Source organism: Streptomyces shenzhenensis, from assembly GCF_003688995.1.
GTDB lineage: Bacteria > Actinomycetota > Actinomycetes > Streptomycetales > Streptomycetaceae > Streptomyces > Streptomyces shenzhenensis_A.
Genome location: NZ_PENI01000021.1, coordinates 125,753 through 147,670, shown reverse-complemented (window position 1 = coordinate 147,670; position 21,918 = coordinate 125,753). Strand labels below are relative to the sequence as shown.

Sequence of the window (21,918 nt, the reverse complement as noted above, 5' to 3'; positions counted from 1 at the left end):
GTCCGGGATCGGCCTCAGTCGCCTGCGGCGCGGGCCTCCTGGGCCTGGCGGACGAGGGCCGCGCCGGCGGAGGCGTACTTCCAGCCGTTCGGATCGTGAAGGGTGTGGGTACGGGCGTTGCGCCAGTGCCGGTGCAGGTTGTGCCGGTCGTCGGTGGCGCTGGTGCCCGTCCAGCTGAACAGGTCACTGGACACCTCGACGGCGACGTCGGCGGCGAACGCCTTCGCCTGGTCGAGGACGAGGCGTGCCTCGCGGACGTCCGTGTCCTCGTCGCTGTTCCAGGCCAGGTCGACCGCGCGGGCCGCATCCGCCAGCAGTAGCCGTGCCGCACGGGTGCGGGTGGCGGCCACGCCGACACCGTGCTGGATCAGCGGGTCGTCGCCAGGGGCGTCGAACGGCAGCCCCGGGGAGACCCGCGCCCGTGTGGCCAGATAGGCGAGGCCGTCGTGCAGGGCGTTCTCGGCGATGCCGACGTCGATGGCGGTGTGCGCGAGCCGGCCGGCGAGCCACCAGCCGCGGCGCGCCGCGGGCTGGGTCCACGGCCTGATCACCCGGTGTGCGGCCACGGGTACGTCGTCGAACCGGGCGGTACCGCTTCCCGTGGCGCGCTGTCCCATGCCGGCCCAGTCATCCGCAAGGCGCACGCCCGGGGCGTCGCCCGGCACGAAGACGACGGTGAGTTCGTCGTCGAGGAGCGCGTAGACGGCGATCCACTGCGCGCCGAGCGCCCCGGTGGCGTAGTGCTTGGTGCCCTGCAGCCGCAGACCGTCCGCGCTCCGCACGACCCGGGTGCGGAAATCGGCGGCCGTCCTGCCGCCCCGCTCGCTCGCGGCGTTCCCGATGCGGGCTCCGGCGAGCACCGCCGCGAACACCTCGCGCCGGAGCGTCTCGTCGCCGGCCACGAGGAGCGCGTCGAGGAACGCGAAGTGACTTTGCGGGATCTGCGCCAGGGCACCGTCCGCTGCGGCCAGGACGCGGAAGACCTCGGCGACGGTCCGCTGGTCCACGCCGGCGCCCCCGTATGCGGCGGGGATCCGGATGCCCAGCAGCCCCGACTCCGACAGCAGCCTCGCCGCCCGGTACGGGAAACGTCCCTCGCGATCGCGCGCCGAGGCGTCCGCCGCGAGTTCGGCGGCGAGGTCGTGAGCCGCCCGGACGGCCTCGGACGCCGATGCCAGGACGGGCACGGGTGGGGTACTCATGCCGACACCTCCCGGAAGGCCGCGGCGGGATGGGTGTCGGCCACCCGGTCGCCGGCACCGAGCAGCCGGTGACGGTGGCTGCCGGGCTCGTACGCGGTGCGGTAGAGGCCCCGTCGTTGCAGGATCGGCACGACGGACTCGATGAACTCGGTGAAGTCGTCGGGCGTGACGAACTCGTGCAGGTTGAAGCCGTCGACTCCGGTGGTGTCCGCTATCCGGCTGATGCCGTCGGCGATCTGTGCGGGCGTGCCGATCAGGGTCTCCGAGTACGGGCTGAGGTCGGTCAGGCGGCGGACGACGTCGTCCACCCGGTCGGGGGTCTGCTTCTCCCTGGTGAACCGGGCGGCCTCGGACTGGGAGTGCTCGCCCGGTGCGGGACTGAGCCGTTCCTTCCCGGACGCGGTGGAGAGGTCGATGCCGCTGGCGCCGCCGAAGCCGGCCAGGGCGCCTTCGACCGACTGGGAGCGCCGCACCAGATCCGCCTTGCGCCGGGCCTCCTCCTCGGTCCGGCCGATGACCACCGACAGGTCGGTGACCACCCGCAGGTCGTCGCGCCGGCGGCCCGCGGCCTCGGCGGCGTCACGGATCGCGGTGATTGCCGCGGTCAGCGCGCCGGGGTTGGTGCCGTTGACGAAGACGGCTTCGGCATGACGGCCGGCGAAGGCACGTCCCCGCTCGGACGCTCCGGCCTGGTAGATCACCGGGGTGCGCTGCCGCGACGGCGGCACCAGCGAGGGGCCCTGCACGTCGAACAGCTGCCCGTGGTGGTCGATGCGCCGGACCTTCGCCGGGTCGGCGTAGACGGTGTTGTCCTTGTCGTACAGCACCGCGTCGTCGAGCCAGCTGCCCTCCCAGAGCTTGTAGGAGACCTCCAGGAACTCCTCCGCCCGGGCGTAGCGCACCGCGTGTCCCGGCATCTCGGAGAGGCCGAAGTTGCGGGCGGCGTTCGGTAGATAGGACGTGACGACGTTCCAGCCGATCCGGCCACCGGTGAGGTGGTCGAGACTCGCGAAGCGGCGTGCGTGGGCGAACGGGTGCTCATAGGTGGTGGAGACGGTGACCGCGAACCCGAGGTGCCGGGTCACCGCGGCCATGGCCGGGATGACGGTCACCGGGTCCAGCAGCGGGAAGTCGACGGCGCTGCGGATCGCGGGATCCGGGGACCGTCGGTAGATGTCGTAGACCCCGAGCACGTCCGCGAAGAACACCGCGTCGAACAGGCCCTCCTCGAACTGGCGCGCGCGGTCCAGCCAGAACGAGAGATCGGTGAAACCTTCCCGGTGACTGCGGGGGTGCGTCCAGGTGCCGTGCGCGTAGTAGCCGACACCGGTCATCTCGAACGCGTTGAAGATCAGGGGGCGGTTGCGTGCCGGAATGATCTGCTCCTTGGATGTCATCGGATACCGCTGGTGGAGGACGAGGCGATGAGCCGGCGCTGGGTGAACAGCAGCAGGACCGCCGGAATGACGACGAGTACGAGCACCTCGGCGAACGCCCGCTGTGTGTGGGACGACAGGGGGCCGAAGTTCGACGCGATCGCCACACTCGCCGTGACGTTGTGGTTGTCGGAGATGATCAGGAGCGGCCACAGATAGGAGTCCCACTGCGACACGAAGAGGATCATCCCGGAACCGATCAGTGCCGGGCGGCTCAGCGGCAGGTACAGGTGCCAGAAGCGGCGCAGATGCCCCGCGCCGTCCATGTGCTGCGCCTCGGCCAGTTCGAGCGGGACGCTCAGGAACGCCTGGCGCAGGTTGAACACCGCCAGCCCGTTGCCGAGTGCCGGCAGGATCAGCGCGGGCAGTCCGTCGGACAGGCCGAGGCGGGAGAAGACCGGCACCAACGGCACCGACAGCGTCTCGAACGGCAGCAGAAAGCTGGCCACGACCACCACGAACAGCACCCTCGACAGCCGGGTCCGCACCGCGACGAATCCGTACGCGGCGAGGGACGACACCGCCAGCCCGCCCACGACCGTGCCGGCCGCCGCCGCGAGCGAGACACCGACCGCACGGAGGTAGCCGTCCTCGATCGCCGACCGGAAGCCCGCGAAGGAGAAGGACCGCGGTATCAGCGTGTCGAGGACCGAGGTGCTGCTGAGCGCCTCCGTCGGATCCCGGAACGCGGCGACGACGAGCCACCAGACCGGGACGAGGAAGACCAGGCCGCTGAGCACACCGAGCACGGTCAGGCCGTACCGCCGTGCCCGTTTCCGCGCGAGGGCTGTCATTCCCGCTCCCCGAGCAGGGCGAACTGCGCGGCGACGGTGGCGCCGAGCAGCACCAGCAGGACCACCATCTGGGCCATCGCCTGCTGCTGGTTGGAGTAGACCGTCGCGGTGCGGACGGTGTCGAACATCAGGGTCGAGGTCGCTCCCGAGGGCCCGCCGTTCGTGAGCACCTGGATCGGGGCGTAGATCTGGAACACCCAGACGGTGTTGGCGACCAGCACGAACAGCAGCGGCCTGCGCAGCAGCGGCACGACCACGGAGAAGAACTCGCGCCATGGTGACGCCCCGTCCATCCGCGCGGCCTCGAGCACCTCACGCGGGATGTCCAGCAGGCCGGCGATCAGGAAGACCATCCAGTAGCCGACACCGCCCCAGGCCGTGATCAACGCGATGGTCGGCAGGGCCTGTGCCGTGGAGCTGTAGAAGCCCTGGGCGGGCAGACCGAGCGCTTCGAGGACGTTGTTCAGCACACCGGTGGGCTTCAGCGCCACGCCCCACATGACCGTCAGCCCCAGGCTGGGGATGGCGCTGGGCAGGAACGCCACCGTGCGCCAGAAGCCGCGCATCGGCATCGTGCGGGTGTAGAGCCAGGCCAGGAAGAGTGATCCCACCACGATGACGGGACTCGCCAGGACGACGAACCACACGGTCACGCCGAGCACCTGCCAGAACGCCGCGCTCGTGAACAGCCGCCGGAAGTTGTCCCAACCGGCGAATGTCCACGAGGCGCTGCCGAACGGGTCGACCTTCTCGAACGACGCGACGAGCGAGTAGCCCTCGGGAGCGAGCCTGGTGAGGATCAGCAGAGCCAGGGCCGGACCGGTGAAGGCCAGCAGCACGCCGGTCCGGGCCCCGCGCCGTACCCCGGGAGTACGACGGCTCACTTGTACTTCTCCAGCGCCGCGCCGGCCGTGGACTGCGCCGACTTCAGGGCCTTCTCGACGTCCTCACCATTGGTGATGGACAGCAGGGCCGAGGACAGCGCGGAACTCAGCTCGTTCCAGCCGACGGTGGACACCCGTTCCTTGGCGATGCCCTGGGACAGCTGGTGGTCCACGACCTTCTGGGCGTCGGTCGCACGCGGGTCCTGGAACACCTCCTGTGCCCAGTACAGCTTCTTGCCCTCGTCGTTGGCCGGCGGCGAGCTGGTCTCTGAGTTGTACGCGGCTGCTCCGGCGCCCTTGAACACCATCGCGTTGATGAACGTCAGCGCCGCCTCGGTGTTCTTCGACCCGGTGTAGAGTCCCAGGCCCACCCCGCCGGCGTTCGAGACGGCCTGGCCGCCGGCGAACTTGGGCATCGGCGCGATCCCGTAGTCCAGGTCCTTGTTCTTGTTCAGTTCGGCGATGTTCCAGTCGCCGCCGATGTGGAACGCGGACTTCCCGGAGGCGAACAGGCTCGTGTAGACGCTGTTGGCGTCGCCCTGCGGGCTGACCTTGTCCTTGTAGAGGTCGGCGTACCAGCTGAACGCCTTCACCGCGGCCTCGCTGTCCAGGTTCGGGGTCAGACTGTCCGGGCCGTCGGCTCCGTAGCCTCCGCCGAGTCCCTGCACGAGGGGCCACTGGTAGTACCAGTTGGAGATGCGCTCCCACGTGATGCCGTGTTCCGCTCCGGCCTGCTGCGCCTTCTTCGCGTCGGCGGTGATCCGTTCCCACGTCGCGGGCTTCGAGGGGTCGGACGACGGCAGCGCCACCCCGGCCTTCTCGAGCAGGTCCTTGTTGTAGAAGAGGAACGAACTGTCTGATTGCTCGGGCGCGTTGTAGAGCTTCCCGTCGACCGTCGAACCGGCGAGCGACGCCTTGTCCAGCGCGTCGAACTCGCTCTTGAACACAGGGGTGATGTCTGCCAGATAGCCGGCGGCCACGTAGCGGGCCGTCAGCGGCTGGTCGACGGTGATCACGTCGACCTTTCCGGACGTGAGACGGGACGGGAGAACGGTTTCGAAATCGGCGTACGGAATCGACTCGTACTTGATGGTGATGTTCGGGTATTCGGCCTCGAACTTCTTGATGGTCGAGCCCACATTCACGTTCGTGTTGGCCGCGTCCAGCCATGTCACCGTGACCTGCTGGTCCGGATTTCCCAGCGCAGACAGGGACGGCAGCGACTTCTTGGCCGATGAACCCTCGGAATCGCCTGCACAGCCGGACACACACGCGAGACATCCCATGGCGACGACCGTCGCCGTCGCGCGAAACGTGGTCCTTGGCAGCCAAACCGACATCGAGCCTCCCAGAGATGGCGGACATGAAGTCCGGGCCGCATCGTATGCGCTGACCAGGCCGATGTCGTCACGCGGTTTCACGATCTGGAATGCGCGCCAGTCTGCCGGCAGAACCCGTTGGGAGCGCTGGGGAGTGGCGGTGATTGCGCGGGATTGCGCGACGCCGCTTCCGCGGTTGTCGGGCGTCTTCTTTCAGGGCTGCGTCCGTCGGACGGCTGGGGCGCCGGCCGGACGGCGGGCGGGAGCGAGGTGGCGAGGCGCATTCCAGCCCGCGCCGGTCTCCGTCAGGCGCCCTCGGTGAATTCGAGGAAGTTCGCGCTCGCTGGAAAATATGCGTGGGACACTTCGAGGAGCAGTCCTTCGGTATCGGAGAGGCGGCGCTCGAAGCGAAAAACGGATTTCCCCTCATCGATGCGAATGAGGGTGGCCAGTTGCCGGTCGCACTCGACGGCTTCCGCCGTGATGGCCACATTGCCGAGCTGAGCTCTGTATGTTTCGGTGAAGTACTCGTCGAGGGGTTGACTGGCCTCCCAGCGCGGACGGTCCTGGGAATGCATCGCCGACAGCCGGGCGTACAGATCGCTGTCGACGGCCCGGGAGAATGTGATCTCGAAGCAGAGGGCGTCGCCATGGCCCAGCAGGCGCTCGACCACCACGGTCCCGGTGGTGGCCGGCTGCTCGTCGAACAGGCCCGGTGGTGCGGGGCAGGCGGTGACCTCCAGCACCGCCACCGTGGGGTCGAGGTTGCGCACGCGGAACAGCTGGCCGACGTCCACCCGGCTGGGACCGCGCATCACCACGGTGCCCCGGCGCGGGGCGCGCTCGACCAGGCGGTCGTCGCGCAGCCGCTGCAGAGCCACACGGACCGCGTCACGCGGAGCGGAGAACGTCCGGCCGAGCTGGCCCTCGTCGAGCCTCGACCCGGAGGGGACCCGGCCGTCCCGTATGCCCGAGCGCAATGCCCCGTAGATGCGCTGAGTGACTGGCACTGGCGCTTCCGCCCTTCTCGAGATCCTTTTGGGTGGCCTTTTTCTGCGAAATCAAGGTATCAGGCCTGCGTGCCACACAAGTTGCACCGCGAGAATTATGAAATTTATGTTGCAGCTTTTCGGCGCCCGCAATTTCACGGGTATGCTCGATGAAAGGGAATGCGTGCCGCGGAGTCGGCTCAGCGCAGTGCGGCCACCAGTGCGTCGCTCGCGGAGCACCACACCTGCCGAGCCTCGGCGAAGCCCTGCTCCAGCAGGGTGTCGAGGTGCCAGCGGGTGGCGGTGGGCCGGTCCGGCTTCGCGCCGACAGGCCGGGGCTCACGTGGGTCGCCCAGCAGGGCGAAGCGGCGGGCAGCCGGCTCGGCGAGTACGGGATCGTCGGCCACCCGGCTCCACCAGTCCGCCCAGTCGAGTGCGCCCTCCCGCCGCTGCCGCTCCTGGCGTTCGGTGAGCAGGGCGCTCAAAGCCGCGGTGAGTCGGGGAGCCGACGCGTCGTACATGTGATCGGCGTTCAGGAACACACCGCCCTCGCGCAGCAGCCCTGCCAGGGTGCCGTAGAGGCGGCGGAGCGGTTCGGTGTCCAGCCAGTGCAGGGCGGTGGCTGTCACGACGGCGTCGTAGGACGCAAGGGGGAGCCGCTCGGCCCAGTCGGGGTCCGTGAGATCGGCCTCGGCGAAGGCGACCCGCTCGTCCCCGGCGAAGTGGCCGCGGGCGATGGTCAGCAGGGCGGGGTCGATGTCCACGCAGACGGTGCGGGCGCCGGGGAGCCGGCGCAGCAGGCGGTCGGAGATGCTGCCCGTGCCGCAGGCGAGGTCGAGGACGAGCGGGGTGCGGCCCGCCACGGCTTCGACCGCGTCGGTCATGACCCGGAACCGTTCCTCCCGGTCCGGCATGTACCACTCCTGCTGGCGGTCCCAACTCGTCTGCCACTGCTGCCAGTCGGCTGTGGTCGTGGTGGTCATGGGCGGGGTGTTCCTTTCACTGGACGTCGGTCGGGGCCGGTTCGGACGACATCGCGGGCACCGGGCCCAGATGCCGGGCCCGAAGCAACAGACGGGTGGTCTCGGAGCGCGGGGAGGTGAGGACCGTACGGCTGTCGCCGCTGTCCACGACGCTGCCCGCGTCGAGGACGACCAGGTCGTCCGCCAGCTGCTCCACGAGTGCGAGATCGTGGCCGATCCACAGCACGGCTGTGTCGCTCTCCTCGCGGAGGCGGGTGAGCTCGGCCGTCACCAGTTCCGTGCTGACGGTGTCGAGCGCGGTGGTGATCTCGTCGCAGATCAGTACGTCCGGTTCGGCGAGCAACGCCCTGGCCAGCGCTGCCCGTTGCAGTTCCCCGCCCGACTGCGCACCCGCATGCCGCGTCGCGTGCTCGGTCGTGAGCCCGAGCCGCTCCCACACCTGCCGTGCCCGCCGCTCGGCCTGCGGCGCGGACAGGCCGCGCAGCCGAACGGCGGTGCGGGCCACCTGCTCCAGGACCGTGCGCCGTTCGTCGAAGGAGTTGCGCACCTCCTGCCAGACGTACTGCACCCCGCGGATCTGCCGGACGGTGCGGTGCCGCAGCACGGGCAGCGGCTCGCCACGGAACATGACGTGTCCGCGGTGGCGTTCGTGCAGCCCGGCGAGACAGCGGGCGAGGACCGTCTTGCCGCTGCCCGACGGGCCGACGACCGCCGTGCAGCCCGCTTCCGGTACCCGCACGGTCACCTCGTGCAGGATCTCGCCCTGGCGCCCCGGACGCAGCCATGCGGTCAACCCCCGTGCGTACAGCACCGTTTCGGAGGCGGGCGTGACCGGCGCCGGGGGAGTGGACGACACCGGACGAGGCGCGGCCGGCAGCACATCCCTGGTGCGGCCCGCGGCGCTCACCCGGCCACGGTCCAGCAGGACCGTGCGGGCGGCCACCGCCCGCACCAGATCGTGGTCGTGGCTGAGCAGCAGTACGGTGAACCCGTCGGCGGCGAGCCGGGTCAACTGCCCCGCCAGCCGCATCCGTGTCACCGTGTCCAGGCCGGTGCTGGGTTCGTCGAGCACCAGGACACGGGGACTGCCCGCCAGTACCTGGGCGAGCGCCACACGCTGTCGTTGCCCGCCGGAGAACTGGTGCGGGAAACGGCGCCGGGTGGCGATGTCGTCCGGCAGCCCGGCGGTGCGCAGGGCCTCGGCCGCGAGGTCCGCGGCGGCGGACCGTCCTACGGTTCCGCGCGGCCGATGCAGGCGGGCGAGTTCGGTGAGGACCGAGCCGATCCGCCGGGCGGGGTTGAGGGCGTGGGCCGGGTGCTGGGGCATGTAGGAGACGATCCGGCCGCGTACGTCTCGCGCGGCGCCGGTCGGGCCGTCGGCGTCCACCACCGGGATGCCCACGACCCGTACCGTGCCGCTCAGCCGGACGCCCGCTGCGGCCTCACCGAGCAGAGCGAGGGCAGCCGTCGTCTTGCCGCTCCCGGACGGGCCCACCAGGGCGGTCACCTCGCCGCCTGCGACGGTGAGGTCAACGGCGTCCAGCAGGACGGCCGTCCCCGCGCGCGCCGTCAGACCTCTGACCTCGATCACGGGTTCCACGCCGTCGCCTTCCCCTCGGCCTTCGCGGCGAGCAGGCCGTCCGCCAGGAGGTTGACGCCGACCGTGAACAGCACCAGCAGCAGCGTCGGCGCGCACACCGCCCACGGCTGCACGAACAGGGCCTCCCGGCTCGCGGCGATGACCACACCCCAGTCCGGCGAGGTCGGATCGAGGCCGAGCCCGAGGAAGTTGGCGGCGGCCACGGTGAAGACCGCGCTGCCGACGCGGGCACCGGCGTCGGCGGCGGCCACCGGCAGCACGGCCCGCCCGACATGCCCGAACAGGATCCGCGCCGGTGACTCGCCCTGGAGGCGCAGCGCCTCCGCGACGGGGCCGCTGGCCGCGTCCAGCGCCGCGGCGCGCAGCAGCCGTGCGACGGCCGGGACGTTGAGCGCGGCGACGGCCAGGGCCACCGCGACCGGATGACCGCGCCAGCCGACCCCCACGACGCTGATGACCAGCAGCGAGGGAAGCGGCAGGAGCAGCTCCACCGGGCGGATGAGCAGGTCGTCGAGCCGGCGGCTGCGGGAGGCCGCCGCGGCCAGCCCGAGCAGGCCCCCCACGGCGACGGCCAGCGCCACGGCCGTACACGCCACACCCAGGGCACTGGCGCCGCCGCGCAGCACGAGCGTCAGGACGTCCCGGCCCAGTGCGTCCGTCCCGAGCGGGTGCCCGCCGCCGAGCGCGTAGGGCGGGCCGTCGGACGGGATGTCGGCGGGCGTCACGAGCGGACCGACGACGGCCGCCGTGACCGGCAGTGCCAACAGCAGCGCGCCGCCCGTGACGCGCCGGTGACGGCGCCGTGCGCCGCGTCTCATCGCAGTACCTCCGTACGGGGCGCCAAGCGCTGACCGACGAGATCGGCGGCCAGGTTGAGCAGGCAGGCCACCGCGGCCAGGGCCAGGGTGAGCGCCTGGACCGTGGGCACATCGCGGTTCTGTACGGCCTCGACCAGCGCCGTCGCGGTGCCGGGGACGGCGAAGACGGCTTCGATGACGAGCACGCCGCCCAGCAACTGGTCGCCGGTGCGGGCCAGTTCCTGCACGCCGGGCGCGGCGGCGTTGGGCAGGACATGCCACAGCAGCAGCCGGGCGGGCGGCACACCCAGCCGGCGGGCCTGCACCGTGTAGCCGGCGTGCAGCGCCGTGATCGTGCCGGCCCGGATCTGCCGGGACAGCACGCACACGGTGCGGGCCAGCAGCACCGTCAGCGGCAGCACGAACAGCTCCGGCCGTTGCCACCACACGTCGTCCGCGCCCACCCATGTCGAGGGCAGCCAGCCCAGCCGGAGTGCGAACAGCCCCACAAGCAGCAGGGCCAGGACGAAGTCCGGGACCGAGGTGAGCGTCAGCGTCACGGCGGAGATCACGCGGTCGGTGCGGCTGTCGGCGCGCAGCCCGGTCAGCAGGCCGACGGCGACGGCGAGCGGCACCAGGAACAGGATCGTCATGGCGGCCAGCGCGGCCGTCACACCGACGGACGACGACAGCACCTCGCTCACCGGGCCACCGCCGACCAGCGAGGTGCCGAGATCGCCGGTGAGCAGACCGTGCGCCCAGTCGGCGAACCGCTCGGCCAGTGGACGGTCCAGTCCCATCTGCTCCCGCAGCCGGGCGACCTGGTCCAGGCCGGCCTGCTCGTTGAAGTCGACGGTGGCCGCGTCACCCGGCAGCAGATCGGTCAGCAGGAACACGATGACGCTGAGGGCGCCGAGCTGGACGACCGTCCAGCCGCACCGCCGCAGGGTGTAGCGCAGCACCTCTGCTCAGTCCAGCCACACCGTGTCGAACCGCGCCCAGTCCACCGTGTTCGGCGGGGCCTCCCGCACGCCCTGGACGGTGCGGGAGACGGCGTTGAGCCACTCCGGATGCCCCCACAGCACCAGCCCGCCGCGCTCGCGCAGCGTCGTCTGCACCGACCGGTAGCGCCTGGTGCGCGTCTCGTCGTTCACCACGGCCCGTGCGGCGGTGAAGGCGTCGTCGAAGTCCGCGTGCCGCCAGGCGGTGGCGTTCTGCGGCGCCCCGCTGAGCAGGCGTTCGCTGATGTAGGTGGGGATGGTCATGGCGCCGCAGCGGTGGTTGGTGACCGTGCCCGTGCTCAGGGCGTCCGTGAAGTACGACTCCGGCGGCCCGTTGGTGATCTCCACCTTGAGCCCCGCCTCACCGGCTTGCTCGGTGAACAAATGGGCGGCCTGCGCGAAGCCGTCCGCCGCCGTGGAGGTGTAGAAGGAGACCTTCTTGTTGTACAGGCCGGTGCGGCGCAGCAGCCGTCTCGCCTCCGCCACGTCCCGCTCGCGCTGCTCCAGGCCGTCCGGGTAGTACGTGTAGCCCTTGCCGTACAGGTCGTTGCCGAGCTCGGCGCGGCCCGAGCAGACCACCTCCACCAGCCGCTCCCGGTCGACGAGAAGCTTGACGGCCATCGCCGCGTCCGGATCGTCGAACGGCGGCCGGTCGGTCTTCAGCGCGAAGCCCTGCACCCCGCTGCGCCTGGTCGCCACCACCCGTACCCGGCTGTCGTGCTCGACCGTGCGGGCGAAGGTGGGCGTCATCTCGTGCGCGTAATGCACCTCGCCGCTGCGCACCGCGGCAGCGCGTGCCTCGGCCTCCGCGGAGAGGATCTGCACCTCGTCCAGGTGAGGGGCACCGTTCCAGTGGTCGTCGAAGCGGCGGCCGGTGAAGCTGCGCCCGGCGGTGAAGGCGACGCACCGGAACGGGCCGGTGCCGACGGGATGCCGCGGATCGTCCCAGCCGTCACGGACGACGGGCGTACCGGTCATCGCCAGCTGGCTGGGCAGTTCGGCGTTGGGCCGGGTGAGGGCGATCTCCACTCCGTGCTTGCCCACCGCGCGGCAGTTGGCGAGGTCGATGTGCGACAGGGAGTTCTTCGCCAGGTGGTCGCCGGCCTTGGGGTCGAGAATGCGGGACAGGCTGTACAGGACGTCGTCGGCATCCAGTACGTGCCCGTCGTGGAAGCGAGCCTCCCGCAGCTCGAACCGCCAGACCCGGGCCTCGTCGTCGCTGGACCAGGAACGCGCCAGTCTCGGTACGGGCCGAAGGGCCGCGTCCAGATCGACGAGCTTGTCGAACACGGCCTTGTGCCGGGCGATGTCGACGAACTGCCGCTGCGCGTGCGGGTCCATCGTCTCCTTGACTCCCGCACCCGGGAAGACGGCACGCAGCGTCCCGCCCTGCTTCGGGGAGGAGGAACCGGCGCCGGCGGGCGAGCAGCCGGTGAGCAGACCGGCGCCGGCGGCGACCGCCGCGGTGAGCACACTGCGGCGGGTGGGAGTGACCGGCATGTGTACGCAGCCTCCTGCTTCCTGCTCCGGAATCACGGCGTACGCATCTAATATGTAATTGCAAACTATGTGCAATAGGGTGTGGTGTGGGATGGGCCACTCGGACAGGTACCGCCGGAGGGGGCCGCCACCTGCCGGGACGCCGACGCCCCCTGCCGTGCTCCGGAGCACGGCAGGGGGCGTCGGTGGCTGCGCAGGGGCGTGAACGGGTGGCGTTGTAGTGGGAGTCGGCCGCCGGGTGGGCCGTAAGGGGAGGGGGCCGCCCGGCGGGGTGCGCACGGCGCGCGGGTTGTCACAGAATGGTGTGGTCCGGGTGCTGCCCGGAGGGGAGCCCCGGCCCGATTCCAGCGGGCCGGGGGTTCCCGTCGTGCAGCCGGTTCAGCCGGTTCAGTACTTGAACTCGTGGTGCCTGATGACCCGGAAGCTGCCCAGCACTCCCTCCTTGACGTGGACGCCCTCCGTCTCGTGCGGCTTCACGCCGTTGTTGGAGCTGTGCGGTCCGACGGTGGCGATGGGGGCGCCGTTGTCGCAGACGGCCCCGCGGAAGACCTCGACGGTACGGCGGCTCTCGTTGCGGATGTTCAGGGTCTTGGCGCCGAGGCCGCTGATCACGGTGATGCAGCCGTCGGGGTGGGAGGAGTAGGTCCGCTCGTTGATGTGGATCCGGCCCTCTTCGAACCTCTTGCCCTTGCCCTCGCGGCCCTCGTTCTCCTCCTCGTTCTCCTCGTTGTTGCCCTTGCCGACGTTGCCGCCGAACGGCGCCTGGGCGGTGGTGCCGAAGGGTGCCTGGGCGATGGCGCCGAAGGGTGCCTGGGCGGGGGCGGGAGCGGGAGCCGCCGGCAGGGCCACCGGGGCCACCGGGGCCACCTGGCCCGGCTCTGAGGCGGCCGAGGCGTAGGTGATGCCGGTCGCGGTCAAGGCCGCGGCGGCCACGATACCGGCGGTGACCGCCGTGGAGCGGGTCATCAACATGCAACTTCTCCTGTCTGCGAGAGGCCGGCTGAGCAGCCGGCGCATGATGAACGTACAAACAGCTCCGGTGACTTTCATCTCGAGCATCTCCAGAGGCCGAAGCCAGGGAGCCGAACGGGGGACCCGTGACACCCGTACGCCATGTCGTCGAGAGCCGGCGGCACGTCAAATACCCGGAAAGACAAGGGGCTTGATTGCGAGTTAGCCCCTTAAGGTGATTTGCCTGACTGGCGGTCACCCCATCGACCATCAACCGCCTGCCGCAGCGTCACCACCGTGTCTGTGGCCGTTCACTCGGCGGGCCGGATGGTGGCCCGGTCGCCGAGGAGGGTCAGGCGGGTGGCGAAGGGGGCGGACAGCGCCGCGACGCGCTCCAGGAGCGGCTCGGCCACAGCCGGGGCCGCCAGGCGCGGGGTGCCGTGGGCGGCCCCCGCGGTGCCGCGGCCCAGGTCGAGGGGGAGCAGTTCGATCTCGGTGAGTTCGCCCTCGTCGTAGTGGAGCAGCGGCAGCAGCGACTCGTCGAGTACCGGGTCGGCGAAGATGGTGGCGTTGCGGGCGCTGAGCAGCTCCGGGACCGTGACGTCGGCCGGGTCGGCGCCGTAGAGCCGATACGTGTCGCGGGTGACGACGTCGAGGCTGTTGCTCATCATGGCGAAGTTGCCGAGCGAATGGAAGATCGGTGCCCCGCGGTAGAGCTCGATGCCGCGCAACTGGTGCGGGCCGTGGCCGACGACCACGTCCGCCCCGGCGTCGACCGCGCGCCGGGCGAACTCGGCGGCGAACGGTGCCGGTTGCGCACCGTTGTCGGGTTCGTGGCTGTGGAACGAGAAGACGACGAAGCTGCTGTTCTGCCTGGCCTGGCGGATCGCGGTGAGGATCTCGGCGGCATCCGACTCGTCGGTGCGGTGTTCGATGCGCACCTCCCCGGGTCCCAGGCTCTCGTCGGCCACGAACTCGCCGCCCATCAGGCGCAGTGAGCCCTCGCGGACCGAGTTCGAGTAGCTGCCGGCCGCGGCGAGTCGGGTCAGCACCGCGTAGTCCTGCGGACTCACGACGCTGGTCTCGACTGTGCGCAGGACGCTGATACCGGCACGGGCGGGCACACGCCCGAAGGGATCGGCGGCAGGGGACATCGGCGTGAAGGTCGCGGTGGCGGCGAGCACGGCGATCCGCCCCTGCTCGACGTCCAGGTAGGTCGCGGCCCGCGCCCCGCTCGACGTACGTCCCGCGCCCGCGCTCGGCAGTCCCGCGCGGTCGAGGCGGCGTACGGTCTCCAGCAGGCCCTCGGTGCCCCAGTCGGTGGCATGGTTGTTGGCGAGGCCGACGACCGAGAAACCGAGCGCGCTCAGGTCGTCGGCGACCCGGGGATCGGCGTGCATCCAGGTGCCGCCGGACTCGGCCTGCGGGGCGCCGTCGAAGGCGTCGAGGTCGAGGATCGCGGTTTCGAGATTGCCGAACAGGACGTCGGCGCGGGCCAGTTCGCGCAGCAGACCGGGTTGCTGCGCGCGCAGCGTGCGCGCCATCGGGCGCAGGTAGATGAGGTCGCCCACGGCGCCGAACGTGAACCGCCCGGCGAGAGGGGAACGCGGCACGTCGCCCGGCTCCAGTGCCATGCCCTCCATGCGCATGCTCATGCGTTCTTCCCGTCTCCCGCCTCGACGGCGGACCCGGTGGCGGGTTCCGTGGCAGCCCCGACGGCGGCGGGCCCGGCGGCGAACTCCGCGTCGAGTGCGGCGATGTCGCGCTCGAACCGCTCGCGCAGCTCCGTCTTCCGGCCGGGCGGCAGCCAGCAGGCGTCGACGCTCGCGAGTGCCATCGCCCGCAGCCGCTCCCTGGGCACCGCCAGCTCGTCGGCGAGGATCCGGTACTCGGCCGCGAGCGTCGTGGGGAACATGCCCGGATCGTCCGAAGCCGGGATCACATTGAGGCCGGCCTCGTTCATGGCGGCGATGGAGGCCTTGCGCCAAGGGCGCCAGGAGCGCCGCGAGGTCGTCGAGATGACGCAGAGCGGCACCTGCTCCTCGCGCAGTCGCGCGACGACGGCGTCGTCCTCCAGAACGAAGTAGCCGTGGTCGATGCGGTCGCAGCCGAGTACGTCGAGGCAGGTGATCGTGTTCCCGGCGACTGGTGCGTGCTCGGAGGAGTGTGCCGTGCGCCGGAGCCCCGCCTCGCCGGCGAGCCGGTAGGCGGCCGCGAAGCGCTCGGGGGGACCGGCCGTCTCCAGGTTGTCCAGGCCGATGCCCGCGACGTACTCGTGCGGATGATCGACGACCGTGCGGACCCACGCGAGCGCGTCGTCCGCGCTGCGGCTGCGGTCGATGCCGGCGATCAGCAGACCGGTCATGCCGAAGTCGCGCTCGGCCATCCGGATTCCCTCGGCATAGGCCTCGACGACGCCGGGGTAGCCGATCGGAAGCAGGTGCTCCGGCAGTGCGTCGAAGGACAGTTCGAGATGCCGGGTGGAGCTGTACCGGTGGGCGTCCTCGAACGCCTCGTGGACGACGCGCGTCAGATCGTCGGGCCCGCGCAGTACGTCGACCACCCAGCGGGAGGCCTGGAACAGCGAGTAGGAAACGTCCGGTTCGTCGGCGGAGCGGCCCTGCGGTACGGGTATGCGGGTCGTGCGGTAGAGGGCCGGGTCGGGCGGCAGGGAGTTGATGCCGGCGTAGACCCGCTCGGGCGAGTCGGGGAGCGGGAGGCGTTCGCGGCGGGCGAGTTCGGCGAACGTGGCCGCCCGGACGGTGCCGATCAGGTGGCAGTGCAGATCCGCCTTGGGGAGGCGGTCGAGGTAGGCGTGGAGGCGGCCGGCCCGGGAGGCGGTCTGCTCGTCGAGGCGGCTGGACGGGGGAGTGGGGGTGCTGGGGCTCATGGATGCTTCGTTCGCTCGTGGGTTGTCCGGCGCGGGTGCCGGTTTCGCGGGCTGCCGGCTGGGCCCGGGTACGGTGCCGGGCGGGCCCGGGGCGAGGACGGATTCGCCCGGGCCCGTCCCCGTCAGTGCCCCGCCACTTCGCGGGCGAAGCGCTTGACGAGTTCGTCGCGCACGGCGAGCACTTCGGCGGGGTCGAGCGTCTTGTACCCGGCCTTGACGGGATCGTCCGCGATGTCGCCGACGACGGCGCGCAGGGAGTCCGGGATCTCCGCGCCCGGGTTCACGGGCAGGTCGCCGACGGTCTTGGCCGAGGACGACTGCGCCGTCACGCCGAGCAGATAGTCGATGAAGGCGTGCGCGCCCTTGGAGTTCGGGGCTCCCTCGGGGACCGCGGCCCGGTTGGTGGTCATGTAGGCGCCGGTCGACGGCTTCTGGAACGCGATCGGTTCCTTGGCGGCGACCAGGCTCGTCGCGAAGCCGTTGAGCGAGTTGGCCGCGACGATCTCGCCCTGGCTGAGCAGGCTCGTCACCTCGGTGGAGGACGTATAGAACTGCAGAACACCGGGGGCCCAGCCGGACAGCTTCTGCAACGCGGTGTCGATGTCGTAGGGGCCGTCACCGTACGTCTCGCCGAGCCCCGCGACCAGCAGTTGGCCGGAGGAGGCGGAGATGTCGGGCAGCGCGACCCTGCGGGAGCGGGCGGGGTCGCCGTAGAGCCCCCAGTCGGCGGCCTGCTTCCGGGTCACCTTGTCCGTGTTGTAGATCGTGCCGTTGAGCTGGTACGAGTACGCGGGCCCGGGGTAGGCGTCGTCGACGGCGAAATCGGCGATGTCCTTGATCGCGGGGACGTCCTCCGCGTCGACCGGCTCGAACAGCTTGTCCTTCGCACCCAGCGCGACGTAGGTGTCCGACAGGAGCATCACATCGATGCCGGAGCGGTCCTTGGTCAGCTGGAGCTGGGAGAGCCGGTCGGAGTTGGAACCGGTCTGGACCTTGACCTTGATGCCTGTCTTCTTGGTGAACGGGTCGACGACCGCCTTCTGGAACTCCTCCACTCCGAAGGGGAAGGTGCTCACGACGATGGTGTCGGCGTCGGAGCCGGAACCGGGCGAGGAACAACCTGAGGCGAAGACCGTCATGACGGCGAGACCGATCGTGACGGACAGGCGTCTGCTCGGGCGGATGCGGGGCATGGTGCTGATCCTTTCGGCGGATGGCCTCGGGGGCGTGGCGAGGCGATGGGGCCGGTGGTGCCGGTGGCGGACATGGCGTGGGGGAGCAGGGGAGACGGGGGAGCGGGGCCGTGCGGGCGGGGAACGGGGAGAGGGCCCGCAGGCTGCCGTGACGGAAACTCAGTCCTGTACGCGGATCAGGCTGTGCTCGGGCGCTGTCAGCCGTACCCGGTCACCGGGGCGAGGGCCGGCGGACCGAGGGCTGCCGGGACCGGACTCGCGCACCTCCGCGACGATCCGCACCGTACGGCCCGAGGGGTCGGCCGCCTCCACCGTCACGACGAGGTCGACGCCGCGGAAGGCGACGTCCGTGACCGTGCCCTGGAGGCTCAGCCCGGCCGGGGCGTCCGGGCCTTGTTCGGGCGCCGGGTCGTCGTCGAGCCGCAGCTGCTCGGGCCGGACGGTGAGCAGGGCGCCGTCGGTGCCGGTGAGGAAGTTCTCGTAACCGAGGAACTCCGCGACGAACCGGTCGGCGGGGTTGCGGAAGACGGTCTCCGGCGCGCCACGCTGCACGATCTTGCCGGCGCGCATGACCACCATGACGTCGGACAGTTCGAGTGCTTCGTCCTGGTCGTGGGTGACGAGGACGACGGTCAGGCCGGTCTCGGCCTGGATGCGCCGGATCTCCGCCCGCATCTGGACACGCAGCCGGGCGTCGAGGTTGGACAGCGGCTCGTCGAGCAGCAGCAGTTTCGGCCGGATGGCGATGGCACGGGCGAGAGCCACCCGCTGCTGCTGGCCGCCGGAGAGCTTGCGCGGCCGGGATTTCGCCAGGTGTCCGAGCCCGACCAGCTCCAGCGCCTCACCGACACGGGCCTGTCGCTCCGCGCGGGTCACCTTCCGCAGCTTGAGCCCGTATCCGACGTTGTCGGCGACGCTCATGTGCGGGAAGAGCGCGTACGACTGGAACACCATGCCGAGGCCGCGCCGCTCCGGCGGGGTACGGGTGCTGTCCACGCCGTCGATGAGGATGCGGCCCTCGCTCGGGGCGGCGTAACCGGCGAGCATCCGCAGCGAGGTCGTCTTGCCGCACCCGCTCGGGCCGAGCAGTGTCGTGAGCTTGCCGCGCTCGATGGTGAGGTCGATGCCGTCGACCGCGGCGACGTCGCCGAAGCGTCGGCTGACGCCGATGAACTCGGCGGCGGGAGCTGCCGGCGTGGCCGGTTGCGACGCTGCGGTCGGCGCCGGCGGAGTCGTCTGCGGCGTCGGCTTCATTGGTTGATCCCTCCGAAGATCCTGGCGAAGCCGACCGTGCGCTCGGCGAGAACGGCGACCAGCACCGTGGCGGCCAGGACGAGTGTCGAGACGGCCGCCACCATCGGGTTGTAGTTCTGCTGGACGTAATCGAGCATCGTGACCGGCAGTGTGCGGAATTCGAAGCTCTGCAGCAGCAGGGAGAGCGGCACGTTGTTGAACGAGGTGATGAAGGCCAGCAGGCCGGCCGAGAAGATTCCGGGCCGCAGCAGCGGCAGGGTGACGGTCAGGAAGGCCCGCAACGGTGAGGCGCCGAGCCCGCGTGCCGCCTCCTCGACCTGGCCGTCGACGAGGGCGAGCGAGGCGCCCGTGACCCGCACGGCGTAGGGGAGCAGAAGCACGGTGTGGCCGAGCAGGAGCACCTGGAAGTTGTCCATCCGGAGCCCGATGACCAGCTGCTGATAGAGCGCCAGGCCGAGCACCAGTTCGGGCACGACGAGCGGTGACAGGAAGAGACCCTCGACGAGCGCCTTGCCGGGCAGCCGCCCGCGGTGGATGGCGAGCGTCGCCGGTACCCCGATCAGCAAGGCCAGCAGAGTTGCCAGGAAGGCGAGTTGGAGGCTGCCGAACAGGGCGCTGACGAACGGCTCGTTGGCCAGAGCTGCGCCGAACCAGCGCGTGGAGAACCCTTCGGGGGGAAAGCGCAGGGTGTTGCCCGCGGTGAAGGCCGTGGCCATCACGAAGAGAAGCGGCACGATCATGATGACGTATCCGGCCACGGCGAGGCTCGCGGCGACGGGATGGCGGCTGTTCACGAGGTTCTCCCACGGCGGGCGGCCAGCGAGGACAGACCGGACACGGCGAAGACGAGCACGGTCATGATGAGCGCGGTCGCCGAGGCGCTCGCCCAGTCGATGGTGACGCTGGAGTAGCTGTAGAGCTGGGTGGAGAGCATCCGGTGCCGCGAGCCCCCCAGGAGGTAGGGGGTTGTGTACGCGGTCGCCGAACCGGCGAAGACGAGCGTCGCGGCGATCACGATGCCGGGGGCCGACAGCGGCACGACGACGTCCCAGAAGGTGCGCATGCGACGCGCACCGAGTCCGCGTGCGGCCTCGTCGAGGCCGGCGTCGATCTGTGCGACCGCCGAGTAGCAGGACACGACCGCCAGCGGCAGGAAGAGCTGGGTCAGTCCGAGCACGATCGCCAGGTCGGTGTAGAGGAGCTGCGGTGCCTTGTCGACCATCCCGAGCCCGGTGAGCAGTTGCCCCACGGCCCCGTTGGAGCCGAGGACGACGAGCCATCCGTAGGTGCGTACGACGTTGCTCAGCAGCAGCGGGAAGATCGCCAGCGCGAGCAGCATCCCGGACCAGCGTGAGGTGGAGCGGGCGAGCAGATAGGCGATGGGGAAGCCGAGCCCGACGCAGACCACGGTGACGACGAGGCCGATACCGACGGTACGTCCGATGATCCGCAGGTCATAGGCGTTGCTCAGCATGTCGCCGAGCCGTTCCAGGATCTCGCCGGTACCGACACCGGGTGGCGCCAGGAGCATCGCGGCCGAGGGAACCAGGAACGCCGTGAGCAGCAGCAGGAGTCCGGGTGCCGCGAGCAGGGCTGTGCGCCGTGTATGCACCGGTTCCTCCGTTCTGAAGGCTTCTGGCAAGGGTTTGTGAGGGACAGGAGTAAAACGTTCTGCAACCGGTTGCGCAACCGGTTGCAGAACCATAACCTGATGTCAGGGGGCGGTTCTGCAACCGGTTGCGCAACCGGTTGCAGAACCATAACCTGATGTCAGGGGGCGGTCGACCCCGCGTTGTAAACATCCTGTAAACCTGGGTGTCGCCGCACCGCAACCGGTTCGGGTCGCCGTGGGAAAGGGAAATGGGCGTCCGACCGTTCACCCGTCAGTCCCGCCGGGCGATCCCCGTCCGGGACTCTCCGAGAAGGGACAGCCGTGTCCACACTGGCCGACGTCGCCGCGCTCGCCACCGTCTCGAAGTCGACGGCGTCACGAGCGCTGAGCCGCCCGGACCTCGTCGCACCGGAAACGGCGGCCCGGGTGCGGGCGGCCGCCGAGCAACTCGGCTTTGTGCCCAGTCGCGTCGCCAGTCAACTGGCCCGCGGGCGGACCGGCATCGTCGCGCTCGTCGTACCGACCCTCGACAACACCTTCTTCACCCCGATCATCTCCGGTGCCCAGGCCCGCGCGGACCTGGCGGATCTGCAACTGACCGTCTCCGTCAACCCGATGGAGGAACCGGCGCAGCTACGTGCCTTCGAGCGACTGACCCGCCAGGTCGACGGCGTCATCGTCGTGGCGCCGCGCGGTGCCGACGAGCTGTTGCAGGCTGCCGGGGCCCTGCGGCCGACCGTGCTCGTCGATCGTGAGCTCGCCGGGATGAGCTCGATCGTCGCGGACACCGCGACCGCCTTCGGCACGCTCATGCGCCGCTTCATCGCCGACGGGCATCGCTCGGTGGCCTACATCGGCGGCCCCGAGGGCTCCTGGCAGGACCGTCAGCGCACTCGGGCGGTGACGGAGGCGGCCCAGGGCCGGGCCGGGCTCACCGTGCTCGGCCCGGCCCCCTCGACGTTCGCCGCGGGTGTGTCGAGCGTCGAAGCGGTCCTGGCCTGCGGTGCGACGGCGGTGGTGCCCTACGCCACCTCGATCGGGCTCGGCCTCGTCTTCGGGCTGCACGCCCGGGGCATCGCCTCGCCGGGCGACGTCATCGTGAGTACGGAGCGGATGGTCGCCGAGGCGCTCGGCGGCGGCACGATCCCCGCGATCGACGTCGACGGTGAAGGGCTCGGCACGGCGGCCATGGCGGCGCTCGCCGACGCCCTCGAGTCGAAGGGAGCGCCGGCCGCGCCGGTGCGGCGGCGCCTGTCGGTGCCGGTCTTCTGGCCGGGGGCCTGACGCGTCGTCCGAGGCCGGGTGCTCCCAAAGGATCCTGGGAGTGGCCGACGGACTCGCGGGTCGCCGGGTGGAGCCCGCCCTCGTCGGTGGCGATGGAGGTGATGTCGCCGACGTGCCTCGTCCCGGGCGCCGGAGTGGTGAAGTCCCGCCCGGGCGAATCCGCCGCGGGCATGGCTCTCTCGGCCGGACGGGTCAGCGTCGGCCCTCGGCGGCGGGGCGCGCCGGCCAT

19 protein-coding genes are annotated in these 21,918 nt (G+C 70.9%); 1 reads left to right on the top strand and 18 read right to left on the bottom strand.

Features of this window, described 5'->3' with window-relative positions; genetic code table 11:
* Positions 1–14 precede the first annotated feature (14 nt).
* The 18 genes from CTZ28_RS28745 to CTZ28_RS28660 form a co-directional block, all read right to left on the bottom strand.
* The gene (locus CTZ28_RS28745; RefSeq protein ID WP_121892612.1) at positions 15–1,202 is read right to left on the bottom strand and encodes an acyl-CoA dehydrogenase family protein; all 1,188 of its coding nucleotides are present in this window, start codon (positions 1,200–1,202) and stop codon (positions 15–17) included.
* The gene (locus CTZ28_RS28740; protein ID WP_121892611.1) at positions 1,199–2,599 is read right to left on the bottom strand and encodes an LLM class flavin-dependent oxidoreductase; all 1,401 of its coding nucleotides are present in this window, start codon (positions 2,597–2,599) and stop codon (positions 1,199–1,201) included. The genes CTZ28_RS28745 and CTZ28_RS28740 overlap by 4 nt, the downstream gene beginning before the upstream one ends.
* Positions 2,596–3,432 carry a carbohydrate ABC transporter permease gene (locus CTZ28_RS28735; protein WP_121892610.1) on the bottom strand — a complete coding sequence of 279 codons (837 nt, stop codon included), beginning with the start codon at positions 3,430–3,432 and terminating at the stop codon, positions 2,596–2,598. The genes CTZ28_RS28740 and CTZ28_RS28735 overlap by 4 nt, the downstream gene beginning before the upstream one ends.
* On the bottom strand, positions 3,429–4,316 hold the full coding sequence (locus CTZ28_RS28730; RefSeq protein WP_147481209.1) for a carbohydrate ABC transporter permease: 888 nt from the start codon (positions 4,314–4,316) through the stop codon (positions 3,429–3,431). Before CTZ28_RS28730 ends, CTZ28_RS28735 begins: the two co-directional genes overlap by 4 nt.
* A complete protein-coding gene (locus CTZ28_RS28725; protein ID WP_183154643.1) occupies positions 4,313–5,491 on the bottom strand; it encodes an ABC transporter substrate-binding protein in 1,179 nt (392 codons plus the stop codon). Before CTZ28_RS28725 ends, CTZ28_RS28730 begins: the two co-directional genes overlap by 4 nt.
* A gap of 449 nt (positions 5,492–5,940) precedes the next feature.
* On the bottom strand, positions 5,941–6,645 hold the full coding sequence (locus tag CTZ28_RS28720) for a GntR family transcriptional regulator (protein WP_183154642.1): 705 nt from the start codon (positions 6,643–6,645) through the stop codon (positions 5,941–5,943).
* Between the two features lie 179 nt (positions 6,646–6,824).
* Complete coding sequence (locus CTZ28_RS28715) at positions 6,825–7,607, bottom strand: class I SAM-dependent methyltransferase (protein ID WP_121892606.1); 783 nt, start codon at positions 7,605–7,607, stop codon at positions 6,825–6,827.
* A 16-nt stretch (positions 7,608–7,623) separates the two neighbouring features.
* Positions 7,624–9,207, bottom strand: coding sequence for an ABC transporter ATP-binding protein (locus tag CTZ28_RS28710; RefSeq protein ID WP_121892605.1), 1,584 nt, complete (start codon positions 9,205–9,207; stop codon positions 7,624–7,626).
* Entirely contained in the window at positions 9,195–10,025 is an 831-nt protein-coding gene (locus CTZ28_RS28705) for an ABC transporter permease subunit (RefSeq protein WP_121892604.1), read from the bottom strand. The genes CTZ28_RS28710 and CTZ28_RS28705 overlap by 13 nt, the downstream gene beginning before the upstream one ends.
* Positions 10,022–10,966 (bottom strand): ABC transporter permease, encoded by a 945-nt coding sequence (locus CTZ28_RS28700; RefSeq protein ID WP_121892603.1) that lies wholly within the window; start codon positions 10,964–10,966, stop codon positions 10,022–10,024. Before CTZ28_RS28700 ends, CTZ28_RS28705 begins: the two co-directional genes overlap by 4 nt.
* Before the next feature lie 6 nt (positions 10,967–10,972).
* Positions 10,973–12,505: an ABC transporter substrate-binding protein gene (locus CTZ28_RS28695; RefSeq protein ID WP_121892602.1), complete on the bottom strand. Its 1,533-nt coding sequence runs from the start codon at positions 12,503–12,505 to the stop codon at positions 10,973–10,975.
* Positions 12,506–12,892: 387 nt separating this feature from the next.
* Positions 12,893–13,477 (bottom strand): hypothetical protein, encoded by a 585-nt coding sequence (locus CTZ28_RS28690; RefSeq protein ID WP_259471849.1) that lies wholly within the window; start codon positions 13,475–13,477, stop codon positions 12,893–12,895.
* 290 nt (positions 13,478–13,767) lie between these two features.
* Positions 13,768–15,111: a CapA family protein gene (locus CTZ28_RS28685; protein ID WP_121892601.1), complete on the bottom strand. Its 1,344-nt coding sequence runs from the start codon at positions 15,109–15,111 to the stop codon at positions 13,768–13,770.
* Positions 15,108–16,346 carry an adenosine deaminase family protein gene (locus CTZ28_RS28680; protein ID WP_121892600.1) on the bottom strand — a complete coding sequence of 413 codons (1,239 nt, stop codon included), beginning with the start codon at positions 16,344–16,346 and terminating at the stop codon, positions 15,108–15,110. The genes CTZ28_RS28685 and CTZ28_RS28680 overlap by 4 nt, the downstream gene beginning before the upstream one ends.
* Before the next feature lie 122 nt (positions 16,347–16,468).
* Positions 16,469–17,539: an extracellular solute-binding protein gene (locus CTZ28_RS28675; RefSeq protein ID WP_121892599.1), complete on the bottom strand. Its 1,071-nt coding sequence runs from the start codon at positions 17,537–17,539 to the stop codon at positions 16,469–16,471.
* 159 nt (positions 17,540–17,698) lie between these two features.
* Positions 17,699–18,793, bottom strand: coding sequence for an ABC transporter ATP-binding protein (locus CTZ28_RS28670; RefSeq protein WP_121892598.1), 1,095 nt, complete (start codon positions 18,791–18,793; stop codon positions 17,699–17,701).
* Positions 18,790–19,587, bottom strand: coding sequence for an ABC transporter permease (locus tag CTZ28_RS28665; protein ID WP_259471848.1), 798 nt, complete (start codon positions 19,585–19,587; stop codon positions 18,790–18,792). Before CTZ28_RS28665 ends, CTZ28_RS28670 begins: the two co-directional genes overlap by 4 nt.
* Positions 19,584–20,405: an ABC transporter permease gene (locus CTZ28_RS28660; RefSeq protein ID WP_121892597.1), complete on the bottom strand. Its 822-nt coding sequence runs from the start codon at positions 20,403–20,405 to the stop codon at positions 19,584–19,586. The genes CTZ28_RS28665 and CTZ28_RS28660 overlap by 4 nt, the downstream gene beginning before the upstream one ends.
* A 321-nt stretch (positions 20,406–20,726) precedes the next feature.
* Between CTZ28_RS28660 and CTZ28_RS28655 the strand changes: the two genes are divergently transcribed.
* Positions 20,727–21,689, top strand: coding sequence for a LacI family DNA-binding transcriptional regulator (locus CTZ28_RS28655; RefSeq protein ID WP_121892596.1), 963 nt, complete (start codon positions 20,727–20,729; stop codon positions 21,687–21,689).
* The last annotated feature ends 229 nt before the right edge of the window (positions 21,690–21,918 follow it).